At 45.8% G+C, this 15,080-nt stretch carries 11 protein-coding genes; 5 read left to right on the top strand and 6 right to left on the bottom strand.

Translation table 11 applies throughout. The features are described 5' to 3' along the window. Positions 1 to 216: 216 nt before the first annotated feature. Positions 217 to 1,866 (bottom strand): chaperonin GroEL, encoded by a 1,650-nt coding sequence (gene groL, locus BLR43_RS06215; protein ID WP_093069611.1) that lies wholly within the window; start codon positions 1,864 to 1,866, stop codon positions 217 to 219. Between the two features lie 123 nt (positions 1,867 to 1,989). Further along, a complete protein-coding gene (groES, locus tag BLR43_RS06210; protein WP_058024926.1) occupies positions 1,990 to 2,280 on the bottom strand; it encodes a co-chaperone GroES in 291 nt (96 codons plus the stop codon). 457 nt (positions 2,281 to 2,737) lie between these two features. Here groES and BLR43_RS06205 point away from each other — a divergent pair, with 457 nt between their 5' ends. Continuing rightward, positions 2,738 to 3,493: a DUF3108 domain-containing protein gene (locus tag BLR43_RS06205; protein ID WP_227674299.1), complete on the top strand. Its 756-nt coding sequence runs from the start codon at positions 2,738 to 2,740 to the stop codon at positions 3,491 to 3,493. 140 nt (positions 3,494 to 3,633) lie between these two features. On the opposite strand, the gene BLR43_RS06200 is transcribed toward BLR43_RS06205, so the two are convergent. After that, complete coding sequence (locus tag BLR43_RS06200; protein WP_093069607.1) at positions 3,634 to 4,086, bottom strand: hypothetical protein; 453 nt, start codon at positions 4,084 to 4,086, stop codon at positions 3,634 to 3,636. Between the two features lie 127 nt (positions 4,087 to 4,213). Beyond that, a complete protein-coding gene (gene wrbA, locus BLR43_RS06195; RefSeq protein ID WP_075106955.1) occupies positions 4,214 to 4,831 on the bottom strand; it encodes an NAD(P)H:quinone oxidoreductase in 618 nt (205 codons plus the stop codon). Between the two features lie 288 nt (positions 4,832 to 5,119). Here wrbA and BLR43_RS06190 point away from each other — a divergent pair, with 288 nt between their 5' ends. The 4 genes from BLR43_RS06190 (at position 5,120) to BLR43_RS06175 (ending at position 13,220) form a co-directional block, all read left to right on the top strand. Further along, positions 5,120 to 6,691, top strand: coding sequence for a YihY/virulence factor BrkB family protein (locus BLR43_RS06190; protein WP_093069605.1), 1,572 nt, complete (start codon positions 5,120 to 5,122; stop codon positions 6,689 to 6,691). 166 nt (positions 6,692 to 6,857) lie between these two features. Then, positions 6,858 to 9,719 (top strand): M66 family metalloprotease, encoded by a 2,862-nt coding sequence (locus tag BLR43_RS06185; RefSeq protein ID WP_093069602.1) that lies wholly within the window; start codon positions 6,858 to 6,860, stop codon positions 9,717 to 9,719. A 606-nt stretch (positions 9,720 to 10,325) separates the two neighbouring features. Further along, positions 10,326 to 11,897: a DUF2254 domain-containing protein gene (locus BLR43_RS06180; RefSeq protein WP_093069599.1), complete on the top strand. Its 1,572-nt coding sequence runs from the start codon at positions 10,326 to 10,328 to the stop codon at positions 11,895 to 11,897. A gap of 48 nt (positions 11,898 to 11,945) precedes the next feature. After that, the gene (locus tag BLR43_RS06175) at positions 11,946 to 13,220 is read left to right on the top strand and encodes a cation:proton antiporter (protein ID WP_093069596.1); all 1,275 of its coding nucleotides are present in this window, start codon (positions 11,946 to 11,948) and stop codon (positions 13,218 to 13,220) included. A gap of 88 nt (positions 13,221 to 13,308) precedes the next feature. On the opposite strand, the gene BLR43_RS06170 is transcribed toward BLR43_RS06175, so the two are convergent. Next, a complete protein-coding gene (locus BLR43_RS06170) occupies positions 13,309 to 13,794 on the bottom strand; it encodes a DUF2127 domain-containing protein (RefSeq protein ID WP_227674297.1) in 486 nt (161 codons plus the stop codon). A 55-nt stretch (positions 13,795 to 13,849) separates the two neighbouring features. Then, the gene (locus BLR43_RS06165; RefSeq protein WP_201587837.1) at positions 13,850 to 15,061 is read right to left on the bottom strand and encodes a dihydroorotase; all 1,212 of its coding nucleotides are present in this window, start codon (positions 15,059 to 15,061) and stop codon (positions 13,850 to 13,852) included. Positions 15,062 to 15,080 lie beyond the last annotated feature (19 nt).

Below are 15,080 nucleotides of genomic sequence, written 5' to 3'. Positions count from 1 at the left end.
ATAGCTAGTGAAGTTGAATTATTACATAGCTTTATTATCGAGCATAAAAAAGCCCTGCTATCTTTCGATAGCAGAGCCTTTAGTAGTCAAATAGACTTTATGAGGTTGATTTTACTTTTTGCGAAAAGCGGTTTATCGAGGAAGACAAGCGAAATAGTACTTATTGCACATTGAGCGTGTCTGACAAAGACAAACCGCTTTGCAGCGACAGTAAAATTACATCATGCCGCCCATACCACCCATACCGCCCATTCCACCAGCAGCGCCCATACCTGCCATTGCGTCTTCTTTCTCTGGTATGTCAGTGATCATGGCTTCAGTCGTTAGCATGAGACCTGCTACTGACGCTGCATTCTCTAGCGCTGAACGTGATACTTTTGCTGGATCAAGGATACCCATTTCAAGCATATCGCCGTACTCACCAGAGGCAGCATTGTAGCCGTAGTTGCCCGTGCCGTTTTTCACTGCGTTAACCACAACTGATGCTTCTTCGCCAGCGTTGGTAACGATTTGACGTAATGGTGCTTCCATTGCGCGGCGTAGGATGTTGATACCAGCGTCTTGGTCGTCGTTGTCGCCTTTTAGCTCAGACAATGCATTCATCGCACGAACTAATGCAACGCCGCCGCCAGGTACAACGCCTTCTTCAACCGCGGCACGAGTGGCATGTAGCGCATCGTCAACACGGTCTTTCTTCTCTTTCATTTCAGTTTCAGTCGCTGCGCCAACTTTGATTACTGCTACGCCGCCTGCCAGTTTTGCAACACGCTCTTGTAGCTTTTCTTTATCGTAATCAGAAGTAGACTCTGCGATCTGACGGTTGATAGACTCAACACGGTTTTCGATGTCAGCTTTGTTACCAGCGCCATCAACGATCACGGTGTTTTCTTTACCAACAGTGACTTTTTTCGCAGTACCCAATTGCTCAAGGGTCGCCGTCTCTAGGCTCAGACCAATCTCTTCAGATATTACGGTGCCGCCCGTTAGCGTTGCGATGTCTTCTAGCATGGCTTTACGACGATCGCCAAAACCTGGTGCTTTAACCGCACAAGTTTTTAAGCCGCCACGCATGTTGTTTACAACTAGAGTTGCCAACGCTTCGTTCTCTACGTCTTCAGCGATGATTAGCAATGGCTTGCTTTGCTGCATGACTTGCTCAAGTAATGGCACGATCTCACGGATGTTGCTGATTTTTTTGTCAACCAATAGGATATATGGGTTTTCAAATTCAGCAGTCAAGCTGTCTTGCTTGTTGGCAAAGTATGGGCTGATATAACCACGGTCAAACTGCATACCTTCGACAACTTCTAGGGTATCTTCGAAGCTTGACCCTTCTTCAACGGTGATAACGCCTTGCTTACCAACTTTTTGCATCGCTTGCGAGATCAATTCACCGATTTTGGTGTCTGAGTTTGCAGAGATAGAACCGACTTGCGCGATGGCTTTTTCATCATCAGCAGGCGTTGATAGGTTATGGATTTCTTGCACAGCTGCGCGAACAGCTTTGTCGATACCGCGCTTAAGATCCATTGGGTTCATGCCAGCAGCGACTGATTTCATGCCTTCTTGCAAGATTGACTGAGCCAATACGGTCGCAGTGGTCGTACCATCACCAGCGACATCATTAGTGCGGCTAGCAACTTCACGAACGAGCTGAGCACCCATGTTTTCAAATTTGTTTTCAAGCTCGATTTCTTTGGCAACGGATACACCATCTTTGGTGATGGTTGGCGCGCCAAAAGATTTATCGATAACGACGTTACGACCTTTAGGGCCTAGGGTGACACGTACTGCGTTTGCTAGAACGTTGACACCGTCCATCATTTGTTTACGGGCATCTATGCCGAATTTTACGTCTTTTGCCATGGTAAATTACTCCATTATTATAAGTATGAGAATACAATTGAATGATTTGATAGTTGCTTATCAAAAGCGGTTATCAGAACCTGTGGTCAAGATGTGCTGAGTATAAAACGATACTCGAGAGGACTAGCCTTCTAGCACACCTAGTACATCAGACTCTTTCATAATCAATAGTTCTTCACCGTCAACCTTCACGGTTTGACCAGCATATTGACCGAACAAAACTTTGTCGCCAGCTTTTACATCTAACGCACGAGTTTCGCCATTGTCACGAACTTGGCCATTACCAACTGCAATGACTTCACCTTGTGAAGGTTTCTCTTGAGCAGAACCCGGCAATAAAATACCACCAGCAGTTTTTGTCTCTTCTTCTATGCGGCGGACGACGATACGGTCATGTAAAGGACGAATATTCATCGATATGACTCCAAAAATTGGTTGTTTGAATAAAGGGTTTATTTGAATTAATAGTCTCAATACCAGTATCTATAAGAGTCGCCATTCAATCATAGCAATCTAAAGATACGCTTTGAGCTTGTAACAAACAGTGGGGGCAAGATAGGTTGGCTTCAAGTGTAAAGCCCAAAAATTTACAAGATTATTCTGACGGAATTTGATAGAGATGAGGCTTAATAGAGGCCATACGTTTTATTTACCCTCTATTGCTGGCTTTACAGCACGTTACCCTCGATGGTCGTATCAGATGTCATAGCAACATTCGCTACAATCGTCACACGTGCCGGTCGATTGTTACTCTTGAAAATGTAACAGAGTATGACCATTATAAGCGTTGTGAACATAATAAGAATGACGATAGATGCTGCTATGTCAGCATCTTATTAACTACTAAGAGGTATCTATGAGTTTTTTATCAATGCATAATAAATCACTGCCCAACGCTTCTAATAATACGAAACGCAGTCCATCTAAGTTTTTATCTGCCTTAATCACAGGTATCAGTATTTCTACCATTGGAGCCTTGAGTATGACCGCACCCACACTTGCCAGCGCAAAGACTGTTCAGCCAACAACGGCCAACTATAGTTTTACCGTTGAAGACAAATACAAAGGAACCGCGACTCGTACGTTAAACAAATCCGGCAATACTTGGAAATACAACGTTAAGGCTCGCGTCGCCGGGGTAGCTAGTGCCTCGCAAAACAGTACGTTTACCCTCAATGGTAATAATGTCATTCCAACCCAAGCCAGCACCACTTATAAGCTATTAGGATTGGGTCGTACCCACAAACTAAACTTTAACCCAAATAGCAAAAAGGTGACCAGCAACTATAAAGGCAAGACCACAACGCTGAGTATGCCGCAGCAAGCTTTTGATGATTTGAGTCTTGAAGTGCAAATTCGTCAAGATCTGTTAAATGGTAAGTTCACTGGCAATTACTACATGGCAAAAAAAGACAAAATCGAAAAGACCCCATTTAAAAAATCTGGCAGCACCAAAATTACCGTTCCAGCCGGTACCTTTGATACCGTCCGTGTTGACCGTATTCATGACGACAATGACCGCTCAACCAGTTTTTGGTTAGCGCCGAGCTTGGATTATTTGCCCATAAAAGTCAGTCAGATCAATGATGGTAAGAAGATGGATTTGGAATTGACCAAGGTTAACTAATCCAAGTATGTAAACAGAAGCGTTGAAAAGTAATACTGCAATAAAAAAGCGGCGTCCTATTTGGAGCGCCGCTTTTTTATGTTTGAAGTTTAAGAGTAGAAGCTATCGATATAAACCGTTTCTTTCATACTATAAAAATACTAGCGAGAACGTGGGGTTTTTACGACATTATTCATCGAAGGCAAGCGTTTTAGCAAAATAAAGAGCCAGACATTAATAGCAAGTAACAGTACAAAGTCGGTCAAGTACACTGCTATCTCAGCCCAACTACTGCCATACGCGCGCGTAAACAGCACCACGCCACTTGCGCCCAAATATACTAGAGTAAACATACTACCGACCAATAACGCATAAGGCGAGCGCCCGCGCACGATCCATGGCGTCAGTATAAAAGCTGGCAAAAGCCATAGTGCTTGCCAGGCGATACCGCCCACAATATCAGGGCTGCTTGGGTTAAAGACGCTAATAAAAATAGGCAGTCCCATTAATCTATAAACCAGCCAAATCAGCCACGTCATCATCAAGCGCTGCGCAATAGGTGCGATAGGCTTGGTAACTTTAGGAGACTTACTGTTAGAGTGGTTTGTAGCCATTAGAGATTTTTACTTCCTAAATGAATAGCATAGATATGTCGCTATTAGCGATTAATCATCAGTATTTGAGTGCAAAGAGTGTTTAAGTATCAAGCTTGAGCTATAACACCGGTTACATGAGACTCGATTAGCGACCCCAGTTTGCTTGTGCTAAAGCAGTAGCGGTGATTGCCAAGCGGCGACCTTGTGCAATACCTAGGTCACGCTCGTCTGCCGATACTGGCTGATCATGCGCCGCACCACTGACATGACTGGCACCATAAGGCGTCCCGCCGCGATGCGTCCGATTTAATGCAGGTTCAGCATACGGTACCCCCACGATGACCATCCCGTGATGCATTAATGGTAACATCATCGTGAGCAATGTGGACTCTTGGCCACCATGCATAGAGCCTGTCGCCGTAAATACCGAGGCAGGCTTGTTTTGTAGATTTCCCGCCAGCCAGAGCGTGACGGTATTGTCCCAAAAATACTTCATGGGCGCGGCCATATTGCCAAAGTGCGTCGGGCTACCCAGTGCCAGACCGCTACAGTCTTTTAGATCATCCATCGTACAATACAAGTCACCTTCATCAGGTATCGCAGGCTTGCTCAATGTGGTTTCAGGTGCCACCGTCGGGACAGTACGAATACGTGCGGTCATGCCAGCATCTTCGATCCCTTGAGCGATAGCATATGCCAATGTCTTTGTCGTGCCATAATTTGAATAATAAAGCACCAAAACGTAAGGGTTGGCCTGACTCATTAACCGTCCTTCCTCATAAAATCATTGATAGTATTATCTATATATCATTATTTATCGATCAATAACGATACCGCCCGCGATAGGCGATGCGATGATGTGCTCATTATGCCCCAGTCATTCACCCACATGCAAACCAGCTGACGACTATTTTACGACCACCTACTCCAGCTACGCCTACCTGATGCCTTATCAAAGAGCCGCTGTGCATTTTGACACAATTAAACGGCAGATGATAACGACGCATCTTTGTTACACTATTGTCTCTCTACTTCTTGCTAAATGGTCACTATGGAAAACTTAAGCAAAAGACTCCCATTTTTACATCAGCGCTGGTTCCAGTTTTTACGGTTTTTGACGCGGCACTTTTTTGAAGACAACTGTCAGCAAAAAGCAGCATCGCTAACCTACACGACTATGCTGTCGATCGTGCCTGTATTAACCGTTTTGCTCATGATATTGTCCTCTGTACCGGCACTGGCATCCGTCAGAGCGCAGATATACGAGGTCATTTATAGCAACTTGTTGCCGCAATCGAGCATGCAAGTCAGTGAGTATATCAATGACTTCGCCGAAAAATCATCGAACCTTACCATCATCGGCGCCATGGTGCTATTTTTTACCACCATCATGACCTTGACCACCATTGAGCGTGCCTTTAATCAAATCTGGCGGGTGGAGAGCCGCTCAGGTGGTATAAAGAGTCTGCTGCGCTATTGGACAATTGTGACCTTGGGGCCTATGGTGCTGGGTACGGCGTTTATCGCTTCAAGCACGGTACAAAGCTTGAGTTTTTTAAATCGCCAAATCGCAGGCTACGGGATCGATTGGGGGTTTTGGGTACAAGTGGTGTCGGTTGGTATCACCATGGCCGGCTTTATAGGGATGTATTGGTTTATTCCCAAAGCTCGTGTGCCCGCAAAAAATGCAGCCATCGCTGGGGTCTTTGTGACGATTATCTTTGAGCTGATGAAGCATCTGTTTGGCACAGTGATGGCAAACTTTACCAGCTACGAGGCCATTTACGGAGCTTTTGCCGCCTTGCCTATCTTTTTGTTATGGATATACCTGTCTTGGAATTTGATTTTGTTAGGCGTTGAGATCAGCTATACCTTAACCATTTTTGAGACCGAAGAAGTCTACCCGCGCCATCCCCTACTTAGCTTGCTGGACATGCTGAACTTGGTATATACCCATCATTTAAAAGGTGAGGCCGTCAGCGAACAAGCGCTGCGCAATGTGTTGGGACGCAAAGAGCTACCCAAATGGTACACCTATATCAACTACCTCCAAGACAGCAACCTCATCACCATGACCGAAGATGAGGACTATGTACTCAAAAAAGACTTGAGCAAGATGACATTGTGGGATTTTTATCGCACCTTGCCTTATCCATTGCCTATTAAGGATGAGCTTGATGAGATGAGGCTAGAAGACCAAAAACCTTGGCTCAGCTTACTGGTAGATCGTTTTGAGCACACAGAAGCCTATGCCAAGCAGCAGCTAGATTTGCCGTTGAATGTAATCTTTACCAACGCCGAACCGCGCAAAAACCCTGATGATAAAGGCACGAATAAAAACACCCAACACCCTTTATTTAAAAAACCTGAATTTAGAAAAACATCGCAAGCCGCTCCTAACAGCTTAGCTCGACAGTCAACTGATACAACAGCGACACCGCACTTTGATCCAGCCGCTTATGACAAGGACAGTAAGGTTGAGTGTGATGCACATGATAATGAAATCATCATTCCTATAGACCCAAAAACGCCGCCGTCTCCACAAACCAGCAGATGGGGATACAAAAGCACAATCATCACCGAAGCGGACAACCCTAAACACGGCTCTAGCAATAAAAATTAGTTTGCTAAAGTAGATAAAAGAAAGCTGATTGGAAACAAGAAAACAAATGTAGTACAGTTTATTAATATAGCTGTTATATTCCCAGCAACACCTTTGTTGGGGTATTCTTTTGACACATAACACACCATTTCCATTAAAAACCATAAGTATCGGCATCATCTCTATAATGCTATCTGCATGCGGTGAAGGTAGTGATGATAATACACAGCCTGCATCATCTGATAAGCCGCCTGTAGTGGTTCCACCTGATATAAGTGAGCCACTGACACCGCTGGAGCCAAGTACGCCAATCAAGCCTAGCGAACCATTAACACCGCTGGAACCAAGCACGCCGATCAAATATCCAGAACCACAAAAAGACCGTGCTGATTATTATCAATTAGGCTTCTTTGACTATGACGGTGCCGGTGAAACACGAGAGATCCGTTCTGACTTGACTGGCTCTTTTCAAGCTATGATTCAGTTTGGGCAGAATCATACGGTAGATCCTCAAGGCAACGAAGCAAAAAACATGCCACGCCTAACTGCAGAAAAAGAGGCGTTATTACTGGTTACGCCTACGCTTGAGATGGGAGCAGTCAATCAACTGGTTGCTGAGATTTATCAAGATGGTCTGCTATTACGCAGGGTCAATTTAGACGACCCGACCCAAATCCCACCATCTGACCAAAACAACAGCGATGATAGACCACGGGTCGCCTATAGTAAGCGCGCTTGGTCAACCAAACTCAACTGGGATGAAGTACAAAGCGGCCTTAAGATTCGTATTGTCGATGAACAAAATCGTAGCGGTGAATTATTAGAGAATAAAATAGACTTTGCGGCGCCAGGTGAGCTGGTCTTAACCAATATTCGTCTTGGTCTTTTGAGCCCAGTGACTGTAAACAACAATGGTCATTATATGCTGCTACAGCCAGAAAAGGCGGGCGCAGATTATTTCCAGACCATTCCAGCAGCAAAGATGACCGTCGCTAAATACGATGACGTCGTGCTTGATCGGGTGATGGTAGCGAACGGTACTATTTATGATACGGCTTCAGGTAGCAGCTCAGATGGCAGCGTATACAGCGGTGATATGCGCGAAAACACAGGCAAATCAACCTTTGGCGTCGGTATTAACCTTGCCAACTGGGGCGTCACTAGCGCATCGATGGCAAGCCAAGAGCAGCCGCAGCTCACCCAAAATGTCAATGTGCACCATGCCCGTGGCAAATACGCCAACGGTACATTTAACCATGGCTTAAGCGGTGGCAATGGTATGCTGACTTTGATTGACTCGGTCGGTAATGAGTTTAGTCATGAAATTGGCCATCATTATGGATTGGGGCATTATCCAGGTAAAGTTGGTGATAAAAAATTCTGGTCAGAGCACCATGCCGATAGTGGTTGGGGTTACATGCCCCTTAGAAATAGAATGCGTGGTAACTTTGAATGGTGGCGAAAAGACGTCGGTGCCGGTACTGAAGACTCACCTACTTTCTTAGGTCAATACGGCTATGGTCGTGACGCTATGTCTGGTGGCTCTAATAACAGTGACATCTCGCGCTATACTCATTACACCGGCTATAGTACAAAAACCAAAATCCAGCCAGCATTTGATCGTTATATGTTTGCCAGTGACTCACCGACGGGCTATAAAAAGTGGGATGCTGAGCGTCAAAGAATGCAGATCGCACAACCAAAAGTACCACGATCTAATAATGTTTGGTACAACAGCGCCGATGGCAACTATTTAAGACCGCGTTTGCAAGGCGTGCCTGTTTATACTATTTTAGGCGGTTATGACCCTGTCACCCAAAAGGGTATTATCTATCCAGCAGCGCGTGGTAACTGGGGTAACGTCTTTGACTTACCGGCGGCGAGTAGTTCAGCTGACGTCGCTAGCTGCTGGCTGACCGTTACTTACAGTAACAACATGGTCAATAACATTGCCCTTGCCCCTCATCGCATGAATGGCAATAGCAATGCCAATAAATTTCACGTCAATTTAGCGATTTCTGAAAACCCTAATAAAGTCGATTTGTATTGTAAAAAAGCCAACGAAGCACAGGTATTATTATCATCAACCGCTATTGGTCCCTATAGCGATACCATTAAGCCAGCCGTTACCTTTGGTAAAGAGCATGGCTTTAGCGCCTTAAGAAAAATCGAATTACCACTATTAGCGCGGCAACTTATCGATCAATCGGCCAACCCGACTATCAATTTGGACGCCGAGGGTGAGCTAATATACCACTCTTATAAAAATGATCGTGATGCGCTCAGTCAAGCACTCAGCCCGCTTGCCTTTCAGGTACTCGAGCGTTATGAGCAGCAACAACAGACCATGCATCGCCTAAATCGTTGGGTCGATGTGTATCGCACTGATTTAGTCGAGGGCGGGCCGGAGGTCATCACTGCCTTTCATAAGTTTGTCAACGAATTAGAACTGCAAGATGATCAGCCTCTAGCAAATGTCAGCCCACTCATGAATGGTAACAACTGTCTTAAGGTTGAAACATTAAAAGATGGTAAGCTCAATGCTTTTATCAGCGGACCAAGTGCTTGCACAGGAGATGACTCTGAGCAATGGATTCAAGACAGCAAAGGTCGTATCCACAATAAAATGGCACTAGATCAGTGCCTAATGCCGCAAGGTGGCAATGTCATTAACCTAGCCCCTTGTGATGATCAAGCAAGCTTGCAAGTTTGGCAAATGGATGTATCCGCCAATGCCATCAAGCAAGGCAATCAATGCTTTGACTTAGAAAATGGCTATATGAGTAATAATCGCGCTCGACTCATTCGCTATAGCTGTACAGGTGGTGGCAACCAAAGATGGACGATGCTCACGCAAAACTCGAGTTTGATATTATCTAGCGCTGGCAAAAATCTACCGCTGATAATAGAGAGTATGCAAAAACAAGCAGTGACGACAGACACCATGCAAATGCAGTTGGCAAGCATCAATAGTAATCATCAGCAACCCTCTACACTAGCCAAAGTAAGCAACGCGATAAGCACTTGGTTCTATAGTCTCATCAGCTAATTGAAAATACATAATAATGATAAAAATAAGCTCCTATGATAGGGGCTTATTTTTACTAAATTTTTCATCGTTATTAGGGCGTGTTGAACATTCAACCATGGCACTGACAGAGACTATTTTTTAGACGATTCGAAGGTAAAAATAGTAAGCTTAGTCGCTCTAAGCGTCTATTTTTACCAATGAAGCGGCAAAAAAGAGTCCTGTCCCCTGCTTTTATCGTTGGGGCTGATGCTAAAATTGCGCCATACTGCGTTGCAAAACTAGCTAAGGCATCTGCATTATCGTCGCTTTGCGCCTTGTCTGGAACAATTTTGGCGATCAGCAGTGCCTATTTGTGAATGTTCAACACGCCCTATTTATATGATAAGGTAATAAATAGTCAAAAGATTACTCCAGCGTTACGCTTAAATTTATCACCATTTTATTTTGAACCGGCTATAGGGCGTAGACGCAGCAAGCAAGGACAATGAATCCCTGTAGGACGATACCTGTTTTAAAATAGATTCACTATATAAGATCTCGTCAGTCATTTTTGGAGCGCGAATATTGGACAAACACCCTGAAAATGGCTTTTTTAAGCGACTACTCTTATTTTCAGTGCAGAGAATGAAGGCGTTTTCGCAGCTTTGGTCGTTACAGACATTGGCTGACCTGCCCGATCGTTTAAGAAACTTGTGGCAGGAGTTGATCGGCTCTTATTGGTTTATTCCGACTGCTTGCGTCATCGCCGGCATCTTACTGGCGCCGGTACTGGTGACGATAGATCAGCACTTTGATCGTGAAACGGTCCGAGAGATCTCTTTTGCGTTTACAGGTGATGACGATGCGGCGCGCGCTATCATGACCGCTATTGCTGGTGCGGTGTTGGGCGTTGCTGGTACGACGTTCTCAATTACGATTGCCGTGCTGTCGATGGCCTCCTCCCAGTTTGGCCCACGGCTATTACGCAACTTTTTGACAGATACGCCCAATCAATTTGTACTTGGCGCTTTCATTGGTACCTTTAGCTATAGCCTACTCGTCTTAAAATCTATCCACAAATACGATGTGTCCTTTGGCGTACCGCAACTGGCGGTGACCTTTGGGATTATCATGGCGATCATCTGTGCGCTGTTGCTGGTGTATTTTGTACAACATATGGTACATGCCATTCAAGCGTCTCACGTCATCCAAAATGCCAGCAACGATGCGATTAATAATATTTATTCTTGGTACAGCGATCGATGCGACATCCAGCATCAACGTGATGCTGAACATCATGATGTCGAGCAGTTTCACCAGTGGCAGGCAACGCCGATTTATCCGCCGCAATCGGGCTACCTGCAGCACATTTATTTGGAGTCTTTAATCACCCTGACTCAAGAGTATGGCGGCGTGGTGCATCTACAGAGCAACCTCGGTGATTATGTCACTGACAAAAACGTCATTGGGCATTTTTATCAACGTCCGACAGACCATCCCAATAATCGGCAAAAAACCGCAACGCCGCAGTTGGCTGTGGTGCCACGTTCCCCTGATGGTATGTTTTGGCAGCGCTTTGCCGGTTGTATTCGTATCGAGCAGCGACTGGCACACTCCAATGATATTGCCTATAGTCTGGGGCAGATGACCGAGATTGCGGTGCGCGCCCTCTCACCTGGTATCAATGACCCAAAAACAGCCGTCAACTGCGTACAATCGCTCACCAGTTGCCTGAGCATTATGATGCGTCGTCAGCCGCCTAGCCCCTATCATTTTTATGTACCTGCCGAGCACCGTGACAAACCGCCGTATACCGCTAGACCAAAACAAGTGGTGGTGCAGCAGCGCGTGGCTATCTTGACCGTGGTGACTTATACGCCCAAAATATCAGAATTCATCAATACCTCACTTGGAGAGATTCGGCGCTATGCCGCAGCTGATGCCATGGTCCTAAAGGCGCTGTGTCAAGCGATGGTCAATCTCAACTATGCCTGTATCAATCAAGCACAGCAGCAGACCTTGCTGCATGAGCTACAGCTAATTGAGCGCGCAGGAGAAGAAAACCTAAGCTACCAAGAGCTTATCGATGACCTAAGCGCGATGTGCCAGCAAGCCAAAGCCTTTATTATTGATAAAAACTCGCAGCACCAACACTTTTACTATGTCAGTGACTTTGCTGCCAGCATTCGCCAAAGTCTACAGGCGCACACTAAATAATTTGTACTGATTACTTTTACTACTTATCACTCATAAGAGACCTGCTTTATGGCATCTGCAACCAGCCTGACCATACTTGAAATCAGCGCTATCTTTTTATCGATTACTGCCCTGCTGACCTATGTCAATCATCGCTTTATCGGTCTGCCCACGACCATTGGAGTCATGGTCATCTCGATTGTCCTATCTATCGGTGCGATTTTTTTGGGGTTTTTGGGGTTCGACCAGCTCATTGATTATGAAGTGAGCTTACTAGAGCAGCTAGATTTTACCGAGGTGCTATTGGACGGTATGCTCTCGATGCTTTTATTTGCAGGGGCGCTGCATGTCAATATCAGTGACTTAAAACGCTATCGACTGCCCATTGGTATTCTCGCCTGCGTGGGTACCCTAGTCTCAGCCTTGCTAATCGCCACTGCGCTCTATCTTATGTTGCCCTTCTTTGGATTTGGCTTGCCGTTTCTTTGGTGTTTGTTGTTTGGCGCTTTAATCTCGCCGACCGACCCTATCGCGGTGATGGGCATCTTATCATCCGCTGGCGCCCCAAAAAGCTTAGAGACCGTCATCGCAGGCGAGTCGTTGTTTAATGATGGTATCGGCGTCGTTATTTTTGTCCTGCTACTTGGTATTTTATCCAGCGGCGATATCCCAACAGCCAACTATGTGGCCCATACCTTGGCCGTTGAGGCAGGAGGCGGCATTGTGTTTGGTCTGGTGCTCGGGGCGATTTTGTACTATATGCTAAAGAGCATTGACAGTTATCAAGAAGAGGTGCTATTGACGCTGGCGGGGGTGATCGGCGGCTATGCGCTGGCCAGTCATTGGCATCTCTCAGGGCCACTGGCCATGGTCATGATGGGACTGATGGTCGGTAATCGCGGACGAGCACTGGCGATGAGTGATAAAACACGGCACTATATCGATCTATTTTGGGAGCTGATCGATGAGATTCTCAATGCGATTTTATTTGTCTTAATTGGACTTGAGGTGGTGATGATTGCATATTCTGGCAATCTATTTATCGCTGCAGGTTTGACGATTGTTATTGCCTTGCTTGCCCGTTTTATCGTTGTCGGTATGACCACAAAGACCCTTCAGCGGCAGCTTGACTTGCCAACTGGAGCGTGGAAAGTACTGACATGGGGCGGACTGCGCGGCGGCATCTCGGTGGCACTGGTGCTGCAGCTACCAACGGGCGCAGAGCGTGACATTTTACTGGCGCTCACGTATGCGGTAGTGATATTTTCTATCTTGGTACAGGGCCTCAGTGTTGGCAGAGTCGCCAAGAGCATTCGTAAGGATAAAGAAATAACAGAGGCATAAACCACAAATACAGCACGTATAAAAAAGCCAGCCTGAGACATGATGTCTTAGGCTAGCTTTGGCTGGCTTTTTTGAGCAGTTTCAATGGTTATATTAAACCCTTTCTTTTCATATTACGATAAACCACGATAATAATAAGCAGATTAGAAACCAATATTACCAGTTTAAACCAATCAAATGGACTGGTTATCAGATAATAAACCTCTATAGGAATAAAGACACCATAGCCCAGCACACCAAACCAATACGCCCATGTCTTATCGCGCCATAATCCATAGGCTTCTAGGAAGCGCAAACTGGCATAAGCAAATATCAACAATAAAAACACTGGCCAGTTTTTGCTGGCCTGTTGGGCAATACTTACTACACTGTCGATTTGCGGTGCAAGTAGGTGGCCAAAGGTATGGCGCCAAGAGCCAGTCGCGGTCGTCAGCCAATGCTCAAGATCGGTATGCCACGACCACAATGCACCTGCACCTAATAATGCCCCCACACCTTTGACGACTTCATAGATGGCCACTGCTTTGATAGACTCACTGGCTGTGCTGTGCGTTTTTTCTAGAGGGTCAATCATTTCACCCCCTTTATCCTTCGAGGATAGCGGTAGACTATCATCCTGTCGGGGCAAATTAGCCAAAGAACGTCTCCACAACACGTCCTTGCAACTGCTGATTAAAAAATGGTGTGTTTTTACCATTCGATAGCATAGATTGCGCAGTCACTTGCCACTCAAGATTCGGGTCAACCAATACCGCGCCGCCGATCGCTTCATACTGCTCATGAATACCCGCAATCTTTGCCGGATTAAGACAGATTTTATCAACCAGCTCTGAGAGTGTTAGTACCTCATCATTGACCAGCTGACAGGCCAGCGCCATAAAAGTATCAAAATTCGAGATACCTGGCGTACTCTCAGCAAATGGCGCTTTTTTCGCCGTACTGTTCAGTGGCTCGTGATGACTACAGATGGCATCGATAGTGCCATCTTTTAAGCCACGGCGGATTGCCTGCTGGTCGGTATTACTACGTAGCGGTGGCAAGACATATGCCTGAGCATTAAAGCCTTCAAGATTGTCATCAGTTAAATACAGCTGATGCATCGCAACATCACACGTAACAGGCAAGCCTTTATCTTTTGCCCAGCGCATCAGCTCAATCGAAGACTTGCAAGACAGCTGGCTGAAGTGAGCGGCTATCCCCGTCTCTTCAACCATCAACAGCTGCTTAGATAGTGCAACCGTTTCCGCAATCCAAGGAATCCCTTGTAAACCATGATAAGAGGCGATATAACCCTCATGCGCCACGCCATCTCCAGACAGACTTGGCTCATCAGGATAAAAGAATACTTTCATACCAAAAGTCGCCGCGTACTCTAGTGTTCTTAGCAATACTAAGTCATTGCGAAAAGGTCTACGCGCATTGGATACTGCGATACAGCCGCCCTTTTTAAGCCCTGCAATATTAGACGGTCGTTCGCCCTCTAACCCTGTGGTCAATGCGCCCAAAATATGCAAGTAAATACCGCCATCACTCAAGGCGCGCTCACGCAAGCCCTTTAAGAGGGAGCCATTTTCTAAAATAGGATTGGTGTCAGGTGGCGTGACTACATGCAAAAACCCGTTACCACGAGCTGCCCTACCTTCTGATGCCAGCGTACCGTGTTGCTGTTGGCCCGGCTCACGCAAGCGCGCGCATAGATCTACTAATGGTGGTAGTAACCACATCTCATGTTCAGCATCAAGCGTAGACAATTTTTCTGTTACAGTTTGCGGCAATGCATCTTTAAATGCTTTTGGTAAATGGTCAAAGATGGGTGCATCCGTATTAAGCATGGTAGACATAACGTTATTACCGTATCAA

The sequence above is a fragment of the Psychrobacter pacificensis genome, assembly GCF_900101915.1.
GTDB lineage: Bacteria > Pseudomonadota > Gammaproteobacteria > Pseudomonadales > Moraxellaceae > Psychrobacter > Psychrobacter pacificensis.
Note: the sequence above shows the minus strand (reverse complement) of the source record. Positions and strands in the feature narration are given on the sequence as shown.